Annotated in this window: 10 protein-coding genes and 1 pseudogene; 9 read left to right on the plus strand and 2 right to left on the minus strand. The window is 57.5% G+C overall.

From position 1 onward, the window contains the following. Positions 1-170 precede the first annotated feature (170 nt). Positions 171-539 (plus strand): hypothetical protein, encoded by a 369-nt coding sequence (locus tag H5T64_08005; GenBank protein MBC7264290.1) that lies wholly within the window; start codon positions 171-173, stop codon positions 537-539. Between the two features lie 640 nt (positions 540-1,179). Here H5T64_08005 and H5T64_08010 read toward each other — a convergent pair. Continuing rightward, positions 1,180-1,419 (minus strand): zinc ribbon domain-containing protein, encoded by a 240-nt coding sequence (locus H5T64_08010; protein MBC7264291.1) that lies wholly within the window; start codon positions 1,417-1,419, stop codon positions 1,180-1,182. A gap of 100 nt (positions 1,420-1,519) precedes the next feature. Then, the gene (locus tag H5T64_08015) at positions 1,520-3,895 is read right to left on the minus strand and encodes an endonuclease MutS2 (protein MBC7264292.1); all 2,376 of its coding nucleotides are present in this window, start codon (positions 3,893-3,895) and stop codon (positions 1,520-1,522) included. A 203-nt stretch (positions 3,896-4,098) separates the two neighbouring features. Here H5T64_08015 and H5T64_08020 point away from each other — a divergent pair, with 203 nt between their 5' ends. From H5T64_08020 to H5T64_08055, 8 genes and pseudogenes are all read left to right on the plus strand, one after another. Continuing rightward, positions 4,099-5,127 (plus strand): LacI family DNA-binding transcriptional regulator, encoded by a 1,029-nt coding sequence (locus H5T64_08020; protein MBC7264293.1) that lies wholly within the window; start codon positions 4,099-4,101, stop codon positions 5,125-5,127. A gap of 24 nt (positions 5,128-5,151) precedes the next feature. Further along, positions 5,152-8,013: pseudogene (gene pgmB, locus H5T64_08025) on the plus strand (beta-phosphoglucomutase). Positions 8,014-8,322: 309 nt separating this feature from the next. Continuing rightward, a complete protein-coding gene (locus H5T64_08030; protein MBC7264294.1) occupies positions 8,323-9,627 on the plus strand; it encodes an ABC transporter substrate-binding protein in 1,305 nt (434 codons plus the stop codon). A gap of 81 nt (positions 9,628-9,708) precedes the next feature. Beyond that, positions 9,709-10,677, plus strand: coding sequence for a sugar ABC transporter permease (locus H5T64_08035; protein ID MBC7264295.1), 969 nt, complete (start codon positions 9,709-9,711; stop codon positions 10,675-10,677). 5 nt (positions 10,678-10,682) lie between these two features. Further along, on the plus strand, positions 10,683-11,564 hold the full coding sequence (locus tag H5T64_08040) for a carbohydrate ABC transporter permease (protein ID MBC7264296.1): 882 nt from the start codon (positions 10,683-10,685) through the stop codon (positions 11,562-11,564). Between the two features lie 202 nt (positions 11,565-11,766). Next, entirely contained in the window at positions 11,767-12,522 is a 756-nt protein-coding gene (locus H5T64_08045) for an alpha/beta fold hydrolase (GenBank protein ID MBC7264297.1), read from the plus strand. A gap of 95 nt (positions 12,523-12,617) precedes the next feature. Beyond that, entirely contained in the window at positions 12,618-14,003 is a 1,386-nt protein-coding gene (locus H5T64_08050) for an amidohydrolase (GenBank protein MBC7264298.1), read from the plus strand. 164 nt (positions 14,004-14,167) lie between these two features. Then, the gene (locus tag H5T64_08055) at positions 14,168-15,235 is read left to right on the plus strand and encodes a BMP family protein (GenBank protein ID MBC7264299.1); all 1,068 of its coding nucleotides are present in this window, start codon (positions 14,168-14,170) and stop codon (positions 15,233-15,235) included. Positions 15,236-15,327 lie beyond the last annotated feature (92 nt).

Consider the following 15,327-nt stretch of genomic DNA (forward strand, 5'->3'; position numbering starts at 1 on the left):
CGTTCACTCGGTGGTATCCTTTCCATGGCGTGTGGTCCTTTCTACCCTTCCGGGATGGTGATGGGTTTGTTCGCCATAGTGTACCACACGCCGTTTGATTTTACAGGAGTGTACTGCCATCACCCGGAGCCTTTTGGCAAAGCAAAGGCCGTTTTGGTCTCTCCTGTCCTGTGCCTAAAGAGTTTTGCCAACAGGGCAAGAAGATAACTTTAGGAGGAAGATACGCCGGGGTTGGCTATCTTTTACCTGCAGGAACACCTTTCTTGGCAGCGCTGGATGGAGAGTTAAGATACGGACATGTGGTGATGAATCCGGAATATGGCGGAGAAACCTTTCAAACGGTTTCTGTCCTTAACGGCCGGGACCATCTGATTTGCACCTACTTAGGAAATCCCGAATACAGGACGGGGATGGTTTCCAAAGGTGAACAGATAGGTAGGGCAGATCAAACGCTTTCTCCTTACGGAGAGGTGAACCTGCTTTTTCTTTATGAGAAGGGAGGAGAGCCGGTAGAAATTACTGCCAAAGATTTTGATTAAAATGAAAAAGGTTGCTGTTGCTTTGTTTTTAGTTTTGGCTGTCTTTTTGATTTTGCCCCAACCGGCTGAGGCTGGGGTTTATTGTCCGGATGGTTATACCAAATGTGGACTTCAGCCTGGAGCAGGGTGTTACGGCGATGCGGGATGTGAGGAGGCCTGTTGTACTGGCCCAAAACCTGCAGACTTTTGTTGTGGGGCTTCAAATTGTGGCTCTGTCCCTGCCTGGAGTTATGCCTGGGCAGTTTGTTGCAGGCAGAAATTACCAGACCGAACATCCTTTGAATTTGGTTGGGAGACGACGGACTGCAATACTGCTGACCGGTGTGATGAGGCGAGGACTCCAGCCGGAAGTTATGATGCCGATGGGGATATTGCCTACGGCCTTTGTGATATTTCCCAGGGGCTTTTGAACTGCGGACGATATGGGGCGCATTATAAGAAATGCTGTCGGGTGGCTGGAGGAGCGTCGGCGGGAAACAGGTTGACAGGAGCCACGGGAATCTGTTCAAATGGAACTTGTTCTTCGGGAACCTGTGTTCGGGCAACGAGTTGTGATGCGAATAAATGTCTTGATTATTTGCATGAGGGATGTTGGTATTTGAAAGATTGTGGGGCGCCTTCTGGGCCGACGCCAGGGTCGCTACCTCTTGCAGCCGGCGCAGGAGGTAGCGGCGCACGTGGAGCAGGCGCTGCCCGTGCCGGGGATGGCGCTGGTCACGCCGGAGGAGTCCTTGCTGAGGCAAGCGAAGAGGGAGAGCAGCCGCTGTCCCTGCGGCTGTCCGCAGGCGGGGCAGGTAGCAGGCTCGTCAGCCTGGCTGAACCCGCGCAGTAACTCGAACTTATGACCACAGTTTTGGCAGCGATATTCGTACAGTGGCATCCCTAACACCTCGATCCGGCTATATCATACGCCCACTACCGAATTCGGTCAAATGGCGCGTGGGAGTGGTCTCCAGACCACGACCTTGCCCGCAGGCGATCTATCCTACCGCCAGCGTGACCACCGTCACGCCATCGCCGCCCTCACCTTGCTCGCCGGGGCGATAGTTGCTCACCAGGGGGTGATCCCCTAACGCCTGACGAACGGCGCGGCGCAGTGCTCCCGTGCCCTTCCCGTGGACAATGGATACCTCGGACATCCCGGCCAGGTAGGCGTCGTTCAGGTATTTGTCCAGTTCGATCAGCGCATCTTCCACCCGCGCGCCACGCAGATGAAGTTGCCGGGGGACCAGCGTGGACGGGGTCGGCAGGCGGGTTCGGGAGCGAGCCTTTGCTTGGGAGACCTCAGGGCGGCTGCGGAATTCGAGAGTCGCCGGGTCCGCCCGCACGCGAAAATTGCCCACCTGTATTTCGGCTCCCTCCTCGTCCAAGGCAACGATTTCACCCTCCAGATTCAGATGTGAGACCCACACCCGATCTCCCACGCGCAGATCACTGGTCACCCGACTCACGGGCTGCGGTGCGCTGGCGACCTTCACTTGCTCCAAACGCCGTTCTGCCTGGGCGATCCACTCTGCGGTGATGGACTGGGTCTCCATCGCTGCCCGCAGGGTGCGCAATTCGGCGCGAATGCGCTGGAGTTCTTCGCGGGCTTCGGCCAGCAATTCCTGGCGCTCCGATTCGATCTCGGCCAGACGGCGTGCTAATTCACGCTCTTGCTCCTGGATGCGGGCCAGGGCGGCGGCAGCCTCCCGTCGGGCGCGCGCGGTCTCCTCTCGCGCCGTGCGGATGTCATCCAGGAGACGATCCGCCTCCTGGTCGCCGTCAGAGACCCAGGTCCTGGCTCGCTCGATGATCTCCGCGCTCAACCCCAGCCGCGAGGCGATGGCCAGCGCGTTGCTCCGGCCCGGCAGGCCGATGGTCAGTTCATACGTGGGCGAGAGCGTCTCCAAGTCAAACTCCACCGATGCGTTCTGCACCCGCGGCGTGGAGTGGGCGTAGAGTTTGAGTTGCGGATAATGGGTCGCTACCATTGCCGGGATGCGCCGGTCGAGCAGCGTGGAGAGGATGGCCCGCGCCAGAGCCGAGCCCTCCACCGGATCGGTGCCAGCGCCCAATTCATCCAGCAGGACGAGGGAACGCTCATTCGCCTTGGCGAGGATATCAATGATGTTGGTCAGGTGCGACGAGAAAGTGGACAGGCTCTGTTCGATGCTCTGCTCATCGCCGATGTCGGCGTAGAGGCCATCGAACACAGCCAGCGCCGAACCCTCGCTGGCCGGGATGTGCAGGCCCGCCTGAGCCATCGCTGCCAGAAGGCCCACCGTTTTCAGGGTTACGGTCTTCCCGCCCGTATTGGGTCCGGTGATGACCAGGATGTCGAAATCGCCGCCCAGCCAAACATCTATGGGCACCACGGTCTCCGGGGGCAGTAGCGGATGCCGGGCCCGCACCAGGTCCACAATCGTGCTTGGATGATGGCGCCGCGCCTCGCGCTCCCGATGCAGGCGGGTGGCAGTCGGTTCGATCAGGTCCACCAGTTCGGGCGCTACACACTTCAGTTGGTAACTGTACTTCGCCTTGGCGAAGGCCAGGTCCAGTGCAGCCAGGGCGTCTACAGTGGCGATGATGGCCTCGCCTGCCTCAGCCACCTGCGCGGTCAACTCAGAGAGGATGCGGCGGATTTCTTGCTCCTCGTCCAGTTGCAGTTTGCGCCACTGGTTGCCCAGTTCCAGCGTGGCCAGCGGTTCGATGAAGAGCGTAGCGCCGCTGGCGGATTGGTCGTGCACTAAGCCGCGGATGCGACCTTTGAAGTCGGCCTTGAGGGGGATGACGTAGCGCCCCTCGCGCTGGGTTACGATGGCTTCCTGGAGATAGGCGGCGTTCCTGGGGTCGTTGACGATGCGGTTCAGCCGCTCCAACAGCCTGGCGTGGGTGGTAGCCAGGTCGCGGCGGATGCGGGCCAGAGCGGGACTGGCGCTATCCAGCACCTCGCCCCGGTCGTTGAGGACCCGCTCGATGCTGGCTACCAGTTCGGGGCACTCCTGAATGCCCTCCGCTGTTTGAGCCAATAGGGGGAATTCCGCAGCCAGCCGGCTGATGGCGCGACGCAACACCCGTCCGCTGGTCAGTGTGCCGCGGATGTCCAAGAGTTCACCCGGCTCCAGGACACGTCCCAGGCGGGCCTGGTGCACCAAAGGGCGCACATCCCTGGCCCCGCCCACCGAGGCATCGCTCTTGAGGTCCAGGAAAGCGCGGGCCTCGCTGGTCTCTTGCTGTCGCCGCCGCACTTCGGCGATGTCCGAAGAAGGGCGCAGCGCCAGCGCCAGTTCGCGGCCAGCAGAGAAGTCCGTGTATCCAGCCAGCCGCTCGATGATCTTGGGATATTCGAGTGTTTCGAGGTATTTGTCGTCCATCAGTCCTTTGTAATGCAAAGTATAGCGCAGCGGGGGGAGGGGACAAAATTGGATCCAAATAGCAATAATAGAGAAACTTGACAATTCACAAGATTGTGGTATAATTATTTTAGTTTAAACGATTAAGTTCTCTGGCCCCGGGAAAACGGGGGTATTTATTGGCTTTGTTATTAAACGTTTAACCTGAAGGGGAGAAAGAGTACGTGGCTACGATCAAGGATGTCGCCAGGCGGGCAGAAGTCTCTATTGCCACTGTTTCCTACGTTCTTAACGGCCGCGAGTCTGTCAGCCAGAGCACCCGTGAACGCGTGCTGCAGGCCGTCCGCGAATTAGGGTACCGCCCCAACGTCCTTGCTCAAGGCCTCCAGGCCGGCGAAAGCCGCATGATTGGCTACTCTTGGAACCCCGCTCCACCAGATCAGTTCAACCCCATTCTCGACAAATTCCTGCAAAGCATGATCGAAACAGCCGAGAAGGCTGGCTACCACATCCTGCCCTTCCCTTGCCCGCCGGACCACGCCCAGGTCGAGGCCTACGAAGCATTGATCGCCACCAACCGCGTGGATGGCTTTGTCCTTTCCAGCACCAATCTGAACGACCAACGCATCGCCTATTTGATGGAAATTGGCTTTCCCTTTGTTGCCTTCGGGCGGGCCAATCCGGACTGGGATTTCGCCTATGTGGATGTGGATAACCAAGGTGGTGTCCGAGAGGCCATCGAGCATTTGCTGGCCTTGGGACACCGCCGTATCGGCCTTATCGCCTGGCCGGAAGACTCGCTAACTGGCACCCTCCGCCTACAGGGCTACCTGGAGGCGATGGCCAGCGCCGGGATCTCGGTTGATCCAGCCTGGATCGTGCGCACTGAGCACACTGTCACTGCTGGTCAGCAAGCAGCAGGGCAACTCCTGGACTTGCCAGCTGATCGCCGCCCCACTGCCATTATGGCCGTGAGCGATTTCATGGCCATCGGGGCCATGAACGCCATTCAGAACCGCGGCCTCGGTGTGGGCCGGGATGTGGCCATCATCGGCTTTGACGACGCGCCTTTAGTGCAGTACTTGCGCCCGCCCCTGACTTCGGTACGCCAACCAATCGTGGAGGCGGGCCAGCGCATTATGGACATGCTTATCCGACTCATCCGGGAGGAACCATTGGTGGAGAGGCACGTACTCCTGACCCCGAGTCTGATCATACGAGAATCCAGTGGTGGCCCAGTTATATATGAGTGATCTAATTCCACGAACAGGTGGATTATGGACACCTGGCGAATTATCGAAAACAAATTCGATCCTCAGCAGCTTCATCACAAAGAAACCCTGTTCACATTAGGCAACGGCTATGCCGGCACCCGCGGCGCGTTTGAGGAGGGCTATCCCGGCGCTTGGCCCACCACCCTCGTCCACGGGGTCTTTGATGACCTCCCGCTTTTCCACACCGAGTTGGTCAATTGTCCCAACTGGCTGCCGTTCATCCTATTGGTGGAAGGTGAGCGCTTTGGATTAGACCGAGGCCGGATATTGGCTTATGAACGCATCTTAGACCTGGGCCATGGCGTGCTTACCCGGTGGGTGCGCTGGCAAAGTCCTGCCGGCCACATGGTAGATCTGGTCATCGAGCGGTTCATGAGCCTAGCCGATGAACATGCTTTGGCCATCCGCTACCAGGTCACCCCGCGGGACTTCCGGGGCCTTCTGGAATTCCACACTGGGCTCAGCGGCTGCGTGGACAATCAGGGCGTGGTGCACTGGGACCACCTGGACCAAGGGGCTAGCCCAAGGGCAATATGGTTGCATAGCCGCACCCGCCACACGGGGATCGAGTTGTGTTTGGCCGCCAGTCTGAACATTGTGGGGGCTGACTCTCCAGAATTTGAGGGCCAGAATTGTGAATATCATCCAACCCTCACTGCCTTGTGTCAAGTAGCGTCAGGCCAGACCATCACTGCTGAGAAACGGGTAGTTCTCTACACCTCGCGGGAGACAGCCGATGTGCGACAAGAGGCCCTGGCCCACCTGGATCAATTACCAAGTTATGAAGCCTTACGCGTGGCCCACGAGGCGGCATGGGAGAAAACCTGGACCGATTGCGACATCGTCATCGAGGGCGATGAAGACGCCCAGCGAGCCGTCCGTTACAACCTCTTTCAACTTCTGGCGGCCGTTCCCCGCCAGGACGGCCGAGTCAGTATTCCGGCCAAGACCTTATCTGGCTATGGTTATAAGGGTCATGTTTTCTGGGATACCGAGATCTTTATGCTGCCTTTTTTCACTTTTACCCAGCCGGCCCTGGCCCGTAATCTCTTGATGTACCGCTATCATACTCTCCCTGGGGCGCGGCGCAAAGCCAAGAATGCTGGCTTCGAGGGGGCTATCTTCGCCTGGGAGAGCGCAGCCACCGGCGACGAAGTAACCCCTCGCTGGGCCATCGGGCCGACCCAGGATCCGGTGCGCATCTGGTGTGGCGACATCGAACTCCACATTAACGCCGACGTGGCCTATGCCGTGTGGCAATATTGGCAGGCTACCGGAGACGACGAATTCATGGTCCATTATGGGGCCGAGATCATCCTCGATACGGCCGTCTTCTGGGGCAGTCGTGCCGAGTGGAATCAGGAACGGGGCTCTTACGAATTCAACGATGTCATTGGCCCGGACGAAAATCACGAGCATGTGAACAACTCGGTCTTCACCAACTGCATGGCACAGTGGCACCTGAAGACTGCGCTGGAGACCTTAATGTGGTTGCGCCAGCATTCTCCAGAAAAGGCTATGGAACTCACCGCCCAGCTGGATTTGTGCCCAAAGCGGCTTGCCCATTGGGCTGACGTCATTAGCCGTCTCTATATTAGCCATGACCATGAAACCGGACTCATGGAACAATTCGATGGCTTTTTCGATTTGGAAGACCCAGATCTGAGGAGCCTGGAGCCGCGCACTCGCTCTGTACAATCTTTGCTGGGCGTGGAGAGGACACAGCAGGTACAGGTGATCAAACAGCCTGATGTGCTAATGCTCCTTTACCTGCTAGGTGACCACTACGACTATCAGACCAAGCAGGTCAACTGGGATTACTATGTCCCTCGCACCGACCAGACGTATGGTTCATCGCTTTCACCGAGCATCCACGCCATCTTGGCCTGCGAGTTGGGTCAGTTAGAAACTGCCTACGAATTTTTCATGGAGGCGGCTTTGATGGACCTGGAAGGCTTACGAGGCAATACCCAGGATGGTATCCATGGGGGCTCAGCAGGAGGAACGTGGCAGGCAGTGGTCTTTGGCTTCGGCGGCGTGCACCTGGCTGAAGAGGGGCTGACGGCTACCCCCCGGCTGCCGCAAGGCTGGCGAAGGCTCCGCTTCCGACTTCAGCACCGAGGTCGGTGGCACGAGTTTGATTTTCGACAATGAGGACACCCCAGGGAATGGGAAAGAATGGACATCAGAGGCGTTATCTTTGATCTGGATGGCGTGTTGACTGACACGGCGGAGTATCACTATCGGGCCTGGCAGCGTCTGGCTGATGAAGAGGGCATTCCCTTCACCCGCGAGGACAATGAAGCCCTCCGAGGGATATCGCGGCGGGAGTCGCTGGAACTGCTATTGAGGGGCCGGCCAGTGACCGAAGAACAGGTCCAGGCTCTGATGGAGCGCAAGAACCAGTACTATCGCCAGATGATCAAGCAGATAACACCGGCAGACCTTCTGCCAGGTGTGGCTGATTTGTTGAAGGAACTAAAGACCTCTGGCATCAAGGTAGCCATCGCCTCAGCCAGTAAAAATGCTCGCGATGTCATCGAGCAACTGGGCATCGCTGGTCAGGTGGACGCCATCTCCGATGGCTACAGCGTAACGCAGACCAAACCAGCCCCGAACTTGTTTCTCCATGCAGCGCAACAACTGGGGCTACCACCGTCACAGTGCCTCGTGGTTGAAGACGCAACCTCTGGGGTGGAGGCGGCCAAAACAGCCGGTATGTGGGTGGTAGGGTTGGGACCGGTCACACGCGTGGGCCGCGCTGATGTGATCTTCCCCAGCCTGATTGGCCTCCAATGGCAGAATATTCTAGAAGCATTGGAACATAGACGGAGTGAATACTTTAGCCCGACCACTGAAAACTAACTTAACAGTCCTAAGAAAGTTGGAGAGCCACCTAAGCGTCTTTCGCCGGACTCTCGGTGGCTCTCCCAAGCACCCCCGTCGCGCAGGGCCTTGTCTAGGGACAGGCATAGTTTGCCCCGGGACGGCCTATGGTGCTACCTAATTGTAGTCACTTTCCTCCATCGAGGCAAAAAGCCATTGCATTTGGAAAAGTGGTGGCCAGTTGCGCAGCGGGATGATCACAAAGGAGGTGATACCTGAACCGAAACGAATTTTGAGATCAGATGGTGAAGCAACCACACAACAAGGAGGAGTAAGATGGACAAGCGCATAGTTCGTTTAGTGGCCACCACAGTAATTGTCGCTACGCTGGCTACGACCCTGGGTGCTTGCGCTCCCGCCCCGACGCCGACGCCCCAGGTCATCCGAGAGACCGTTGTGGCGCCACAGACAGTAGTGGTGGAAAAGGAAAAGGAGAGGATCGAGGTTCGTCTCTCCGGCTGGGCCGCCAACCCCCAGGAGACAGCGCTCCTCGAATCACTGCTCTACAAGTTCTCAGTGGCTAATCCGGACATCATCGTCAAATACGAGCCCATCACTGGGGACTATTGGGCAGCTATGAGTACCATGGTGGCTGCAGGGCAGGAACCGGACATTTACTACATGGATATCTTCCAGTTCCTGTTCTATGCCACCAAAGGGGTGTTGGTGCCGCTAGACGAGTACATGGCCAAAGATGGGGTGAAGAAAGAGGATTTCGTCCCCACCCTGATTAATGCTTTCACCTATCAGGGCAAGGTCTACGGCATCCCTAAGGATTTTAACACTCTGGGCCTGTTCTACAACAAGAAGTACTTCGCCGAGGCTGGCCTGGAGGCGCCCACCGACGACTGGACCTGGGACGACATGAAGGCCGCTGCCAGAGCCCTTTCCAAGCCCGATAAAGGCATCTATGGCCTGGGCGTGCCTGCTGACGCCGGCCGTTTCCCCATCTTCGTTTTCCAAAACGGAGGCCATATCATGAACGCTGACTTTACCGACACCCTGCTGGATAGCCCGGAGGCCATTGCCGCGGCTGAGTTCTACACCGGCTTCCGCGCCGATAAGAGCGGGGCTACTCCCGCCGATGTGGGCGATGGCTGGCAAGGAACGTCGTTCGGCAAAGGCACCATGGCCATGGTCTTCGAGGGTGGTTGGCTGATCCCCTACCTGAAGGAACAATTCCCCGATACCCAGTACGGGGTGGTCGTTCCGCCGGCAGGCCCTAAGGGCGAGGGTAACTTGGTCTTCACAGTGGCCTACGTCATCTCCAAGAACTGCAAAAACCCTGAGGCGGCCTGGAAGGTCATCAACTTCCTGACCAACAAAGAGAGCCAGACCACCGTCTTGCAGAGCGGTTTTGCTCTGCCATCACGAGCGGCTCTGGCTGATGACCCTTACTTCAAGGATCATCCAGATTCGGCGGCCATCTTCAAGGGAGCGGAGTTCGCCACACCGTTTATGTGGGGCCTGCACGGCTCTGACGTGAACGATCAGATGAGCAAGGCCTTGGAGCGGGTTTACTTGAAGGGGCAAAGCCCGGCCGATGCCCTGAAAGAAGCGGCGAATGAGATCCGCAAGATTTTAGCGGAGTGATCTTGCACTCGGTTGGGGTGGGGTTCACCCCTGGTGGACTCCACCCCTACCCTCTCGTGTTTTTTAGGAAAGGGGCAGACGATGCAAGGGTTTCTGGCTGTTGGCGTGCGGGCTGGGTTGGTGGTTGGGGTGTTGGCAATCATACTCGCTCTCTTTCGTCCCTACATTGTTCGCCGCGAATGGCTGACGGCTTATATCTTCTTGTTGCCCTACCTGTTCACTTTTGGCCTTTTCTCCGCCATTTCTGTAGCCTACGCCTTCTATCTCTCGTTCACCAAATACGATCTCTTCAGCCCGCCCCAGTGGATTGGCATCCAGCAATATGTGAGATTACTCACCAATGAGACCTTTATCAAGCACGCCATACCCAACACGCTGAAATACGTGATCGGTGTCGTGCCTACTCAGACGGTGATCAGCCTGGTGGTAGCGTTTGCTCTGGACCAGAAGTTGAAATTCCGTCGCTTTTTCCGCACTGCCTTCTACGTGCCTTCAGTAACATCCTCGGTGGTTATTTCCTTGATTTTCTTGTGGTTGTTCGCCAACACCGGCATCGTCAACATGATTTTGATGAGCCTGTTCGGCGTTCGGGTGGATTGGCTGACCAACCCTAATACTGCTCTACCCACTATTATGATAGTCAACATCTGGAGCACCATTGGTACAATGATGCTCATTTTCCTGGCTGCCTTGCAAGACATTCCTACCGAACTCTACGAGGCGGCTGCCATTGACGGTGCTAACCGCCTCCAGATTTTCCGTTATGTTACCATCCCTGTCCTGCGACCAGTGATCTTTTTCGTAGTCACCATTGGCATGATTGGCTGCTTCCAGGTTTTCGACCAGATTTATGTCATGACTGCCGGTGGCCCATTGGATTCAACTACAACTATGGCTTACTTGATTTACAAATGGGCTTTCCAGAGCACCACGCCTCACATGGGCCGGGCGTCGGCCGTAGCCTTTATCCTGGCCCTGATGATCCTGGCGGCCACGATACTCCAGCGTCGCATCATTGAGGGCGCTGGAGCCCAAGTAGAAGGAGCGTAAAAGATATGGCAGCAACAAGTGTTGCCCTACGCGGCGCTATCCGGCACGAAGTTAGCTGGTGGGATCGCCTCAAGCAGCCTTTTTTCTATGCTATCTTGATCGGTTGGGCTATTCTCTCCATCGCCCCATTTTACTTGTCAGTGGTGTTTTCCTTAAAGCCAGTACAAAACATCTATGACAAGCCTTTGTTCTGGCCGCAGCCTTTCACGCTGGATAATTATGCCAAGATAATTACCCAGTTTGAGTATTTTCCACAGTGGTTGCTGAACAGCACTATCGTGGCCGTGTTTCTCTGCCTCGTTCGCACCCTTTTCTGCGCCATGGGTGGGTATGCTTTTGCCCGAATGAAATTCCCTGGCAAGAATCTCCTGTTCACAGCCATGCTAGTGTCCATGATGATTCCGGGTCAAGTGACCATCATAACCAACTTCCTGATCATTGGCCCTCGTGTCTTCCACTTGATCGACAACTTGTGGGCGGTGATCCTTCCCGGCATTACTACTGCCTTCGGCGTGTTCATGATGACCCAGTTTTTCAAGAGTATCCCCAAAGATTTGGAGGAAGCAGCCTACATAGACGGAGCTGATCGCTTCACAGTTTTCTTCCGACTCATTTTGCCTCTCAGCCAGACATCGCTTATCACGTTGGCCTTGTTCACTTTCCAGGGGGAGTGGAATGCCTTCATGTGGCCGCTCATTGTGTTGCGCACGCCAACGAACTTCACCCTGCCATTAGGGTTGCAGTGGTTTAAGGGGGAATATTACTCGCTCTATTCCATCATCCTGGCCGGGTCTCTGTTTAATGCTCTGCCTATCATCATTATATTTTTCTTGTTCCAGCGCTTTTTCATCCAGAGTATCGCCACAACCGGACTGAAGGGCGTATAATACCCTGGGCGCGATGCCCACCCCCATCACCCGTTTCCCCACACTGGTGCGGAGATCACCTACATTCGCCTTGCTCGACAAAGAGAATACCCGAAGCGCTTGATGTTGCCGACTTTTGCGGTATAATTTAAGAAAGGGCGATTGCCGCATGGCGTCTGCACATTTTCTCAGCCATTAGTTGCTCCACTTGAGGAGGACTTCCATGAACCCGTTAGATCTCAATCCCTTTTTCTTCCCAGGCGGTCCCACTGGTTGCCTGCTGATCCACGGCTTCAGCGGCAGCCCGCCCGAGATGCGACCTATGGGCGAATACCTGGCATCGCAGGGCCTCACCGTGCGGGGCGTCCGCTTGGCTGGTCATGGCACCACCCCCGAGGATATGGCGCGCACCGGATGGCGGGACTGGGTCGCCTCGGCGGAGGAGGGCCTTCGGGAACTCCAGGACCGCTGCGACCGCGTCTTCGTGGCCGGCCTCTCAATGGGCGGGCTGCTGACCCTGCACCTGGCGGCCCACTATCCTCTGCCCGGAATTATTGTCATGTCTGCCCCAGCCTATATCGCCGACTGGCGCTTCCGCTTCCTGCCCCTGGTACAGTCCTTCGTCCACTGGGTGACCCCGGATATAGAATCCGATCTGACCGACCCGGAGGCAGAGAGCCGTTACTGGTCCTACGACCGGCTCCCCACTCGCTGCGTGGTCAGTCTGGGCGAACTCCTCTGGCTGGTGCGAGGAGAACTGGCGAGGGTGCAGATACCGGCTTTGGTTATGCAAGGGAGATGCGACCGCCATATCCCTCCCGACAGCGCCCAGATCATCTACGATCGCCTGGGTTCGGCGGACAAGGAACTGGTTTGGTTCGAGAACTCTGGCCATTGCATCACCATTGACAGCGAGCGGGAGGCAGTTTGGGCTCGGGCTTATAAGTTCATCGTCGCTCACTCCGCGCGACAACCGTAGATGTTTGACTTGGGGACTTAAACGAGAGTATACTAAGGGCATGGTTCCCGATCCCCCATAATATATCCCGTACAATGGCGTCGAAAGGAGCGAAGATGACGGTCTTCAAGAACGGCACGCTTATCACTATGGACCCCCGGCGCCGCATCATCACCGAGGGAGCCATCGCCGTCCAGGGCGATCGCATTGCTGCCATTGGCAAGGCGACGGAAGTGCAGGCCCGTTTCCCCCACGATCAGCAAGTGGACCTCCAGGGCAACGTCGTCCTGCCTGGACTGGTGGACACCCACGTCCACCTGGCTCAAGCCATGATCCGGGGTTGCGCCGATGATCTATCTCTTATTGATTGGCTCTCCAAGCGGGTGTGGGTGCTCCAGGGCAACTACGACGAGGACGACGGTCGCACCAGCGCCGAGTTGTGTATCCTGGAGATGCTCAAATCAGGCACCACCGCTTTCGTGGAATCCATGATCGCCGGGCGCTACGGTTTCGACGGCATCGCGGAGGTGGTGGTGCGCTCCGGCATCCGGGCTGCCCTCTCCAAAGTGGTCATGGATATCCCCACCTACGCCACTCAGACCGATATCATGTATCCCGGTATGAAGGAAGACCCTGAAATCAGCATGCGCCAGGCTTTGGAGGCTCACGACAAATGGCAAGGCGCTGCTGACGGGCGCATCCAGGTCTGGTTCGGCCCGCGACCCCCAGGCGGCTGTACCCCCGAACTCTACCGCCGCGTGGCTCGTCACGCCGCCGAACGGGGCATGAGCGTTACCATTCACCTGGCCGAAGTGCAGGCTGATGTGGAATATATCCGGCGAGAGTACGGTATGTCACCCACGGAGTATATGGAGAGCGTGGGGCTTCTTGGCCCGAACGTACTCCTCATCCACGCGGTCTGGATGGACGCAGATGACATCGCCCGACTGGCCCGCACTGGCACCCACGTTACTCACAACCCCCTCTCCAATACCAAATTAGCCTCTGGGATCGCCCCCGTGCCCGAGATGCTGGCAGCTGGGGTGAACGTGTCCATCGGTTGCGACGGTGGCCCCAGCAATAACGCCTACGATATGGTTCGTGACCTGCGTTGGGCATCGTACCTGCACAAAGTGCGTGCGCTGGACCCGACCATCATGCCCGCCGAGACCGTTTTGGAAATGGCCACCATCAACGGGGCGAAAGCCATGGGGCTGGCCGATCAAATCGGTTCGTTGGAAGTGGGCAAAAAGGCAGATTTCGTCGTCATCGCGATGAACAAGCCCCACCTTACGCCGAGTCCCAACCCGGTGTCCACGATCGTCTGCGCTGCTACGGGGCAGGATGTGGACACTGTGGTCATTGATGGCAAGATCATCGTGCAAGGTGGGCGAGTGCTCACTATGGACGAGGAACGCATCTTGGCTGAGGCCAGAGAGCGGGCGGAGAAATTATACCGACGGGCAGGGATAGAGATTCGACCGCGATGGCCGGTCATGTGAAACGAAATTACCCGAGACCGTCCCGGGAAGTGATGAACAATCGAACATATACCAAAAGGAGGTGATAGCCGAGGAAATCGTACGTGCTCCCGTGGAGATAGTTGTAGGCAGATTGTGGCGATTTGCCCCGAGTACGCGAAACAACTTTCGAAAGGAGGAGAACCATGTTGCGAACGAGTAGGCTTTGGAGTTTGTTGGCCATCCTAGTAGTAGCCGCCAGTATCGTCGCTGCCTGCGCGCCCGCTGCCACACCCACACCGGTGCCCCCGCCGCCAACGGCGCCTCCCACGCCCGTGCCGCCCACTCCTACTCCGCCCCCACCTACCCCAGCGCCGCCCAAGGTGCTCAAAGTGGCCATGATCATGCCCGGCCGCATTGATGACATGGCCTGGAACCAGGCCGGCTATCGGTCTTTCCTGCGGCTGCAGGGGAAATTGGGCCCTGAGATCCAGACTGCCTGGGTGGAAGGTGTGTACGACGCCGTGGACATTGTGCCTGCCCTGCGCTACTACGCCGAGAAGGGCTATGACCTGATCATCGGACACGGCTTCCAATTCCAGGAGCCGATCAAAGAAGTGGCTCCAGATTACCCCAACGTGAGTTTTCTCATCACGGCTGGTTGGGAAGCCGCGCCTAACTTCTCCTTCTGCGACGTGCGCACTGACCAGACGGGCTATCTGGAGGGTGTGTTAGCCGCTAAGATGTCCAAGACCGGCAAAATCGGCTACGTCGCCGGGCTCGAGGTGGCCGAACTGGCTCGCTTTGCCAAGGGCTACGAATTGGGAGCCAAGTCGGTCAACCCGAACATCGAAATCCATAAGGTCTATACTGGGCACTTCCATGACGTGGCCGGAGCCAAGGAGACGGCCATCAGCCTGGCCAATGCTGGGGTAGATGTCATCGCTACGATGGGCGATGGCGTGGTGCTAGGCACCATAGCCGGATGCAAAGAGAAGAAGGTGTTTTGCCTCGGCAATGGCGCGGACGCCCGAGAACTAGCCCCAGAATTGGTCCTCACCAGCGGAGTCTGGTACTGGGACGCAGTCTACGAGCAGTGGATCGAAGACTACAAAGCCGGCATCAAAGGTGGCAAGACCTATTGGGCCGACCTGGCCAACAAGGGCCTGGCACTGGCCGATTTCAATGCCGCCGTGCCTGAAGATGTAATCGCCTTGCTCAACGAAATCAAGAACAAGATCATCGCGGGCGAGATCGAGACCGGCGGGCCATAAGTGATCGGACCAATTCTGCTCGGTCTTTGCAATGACGTGTAAGAGTGATGGCGACAGGGCCGATGATGGGTCTGGCTGGTTACCAACTCCCT

This window comes from Chloroflexota bacterium (assembly GCA_014360825.1).
GTDB lineage: Bacteria > Chloroflexota > Anaerolineae > UBA2200 > JACIWT01 > JACIWT01.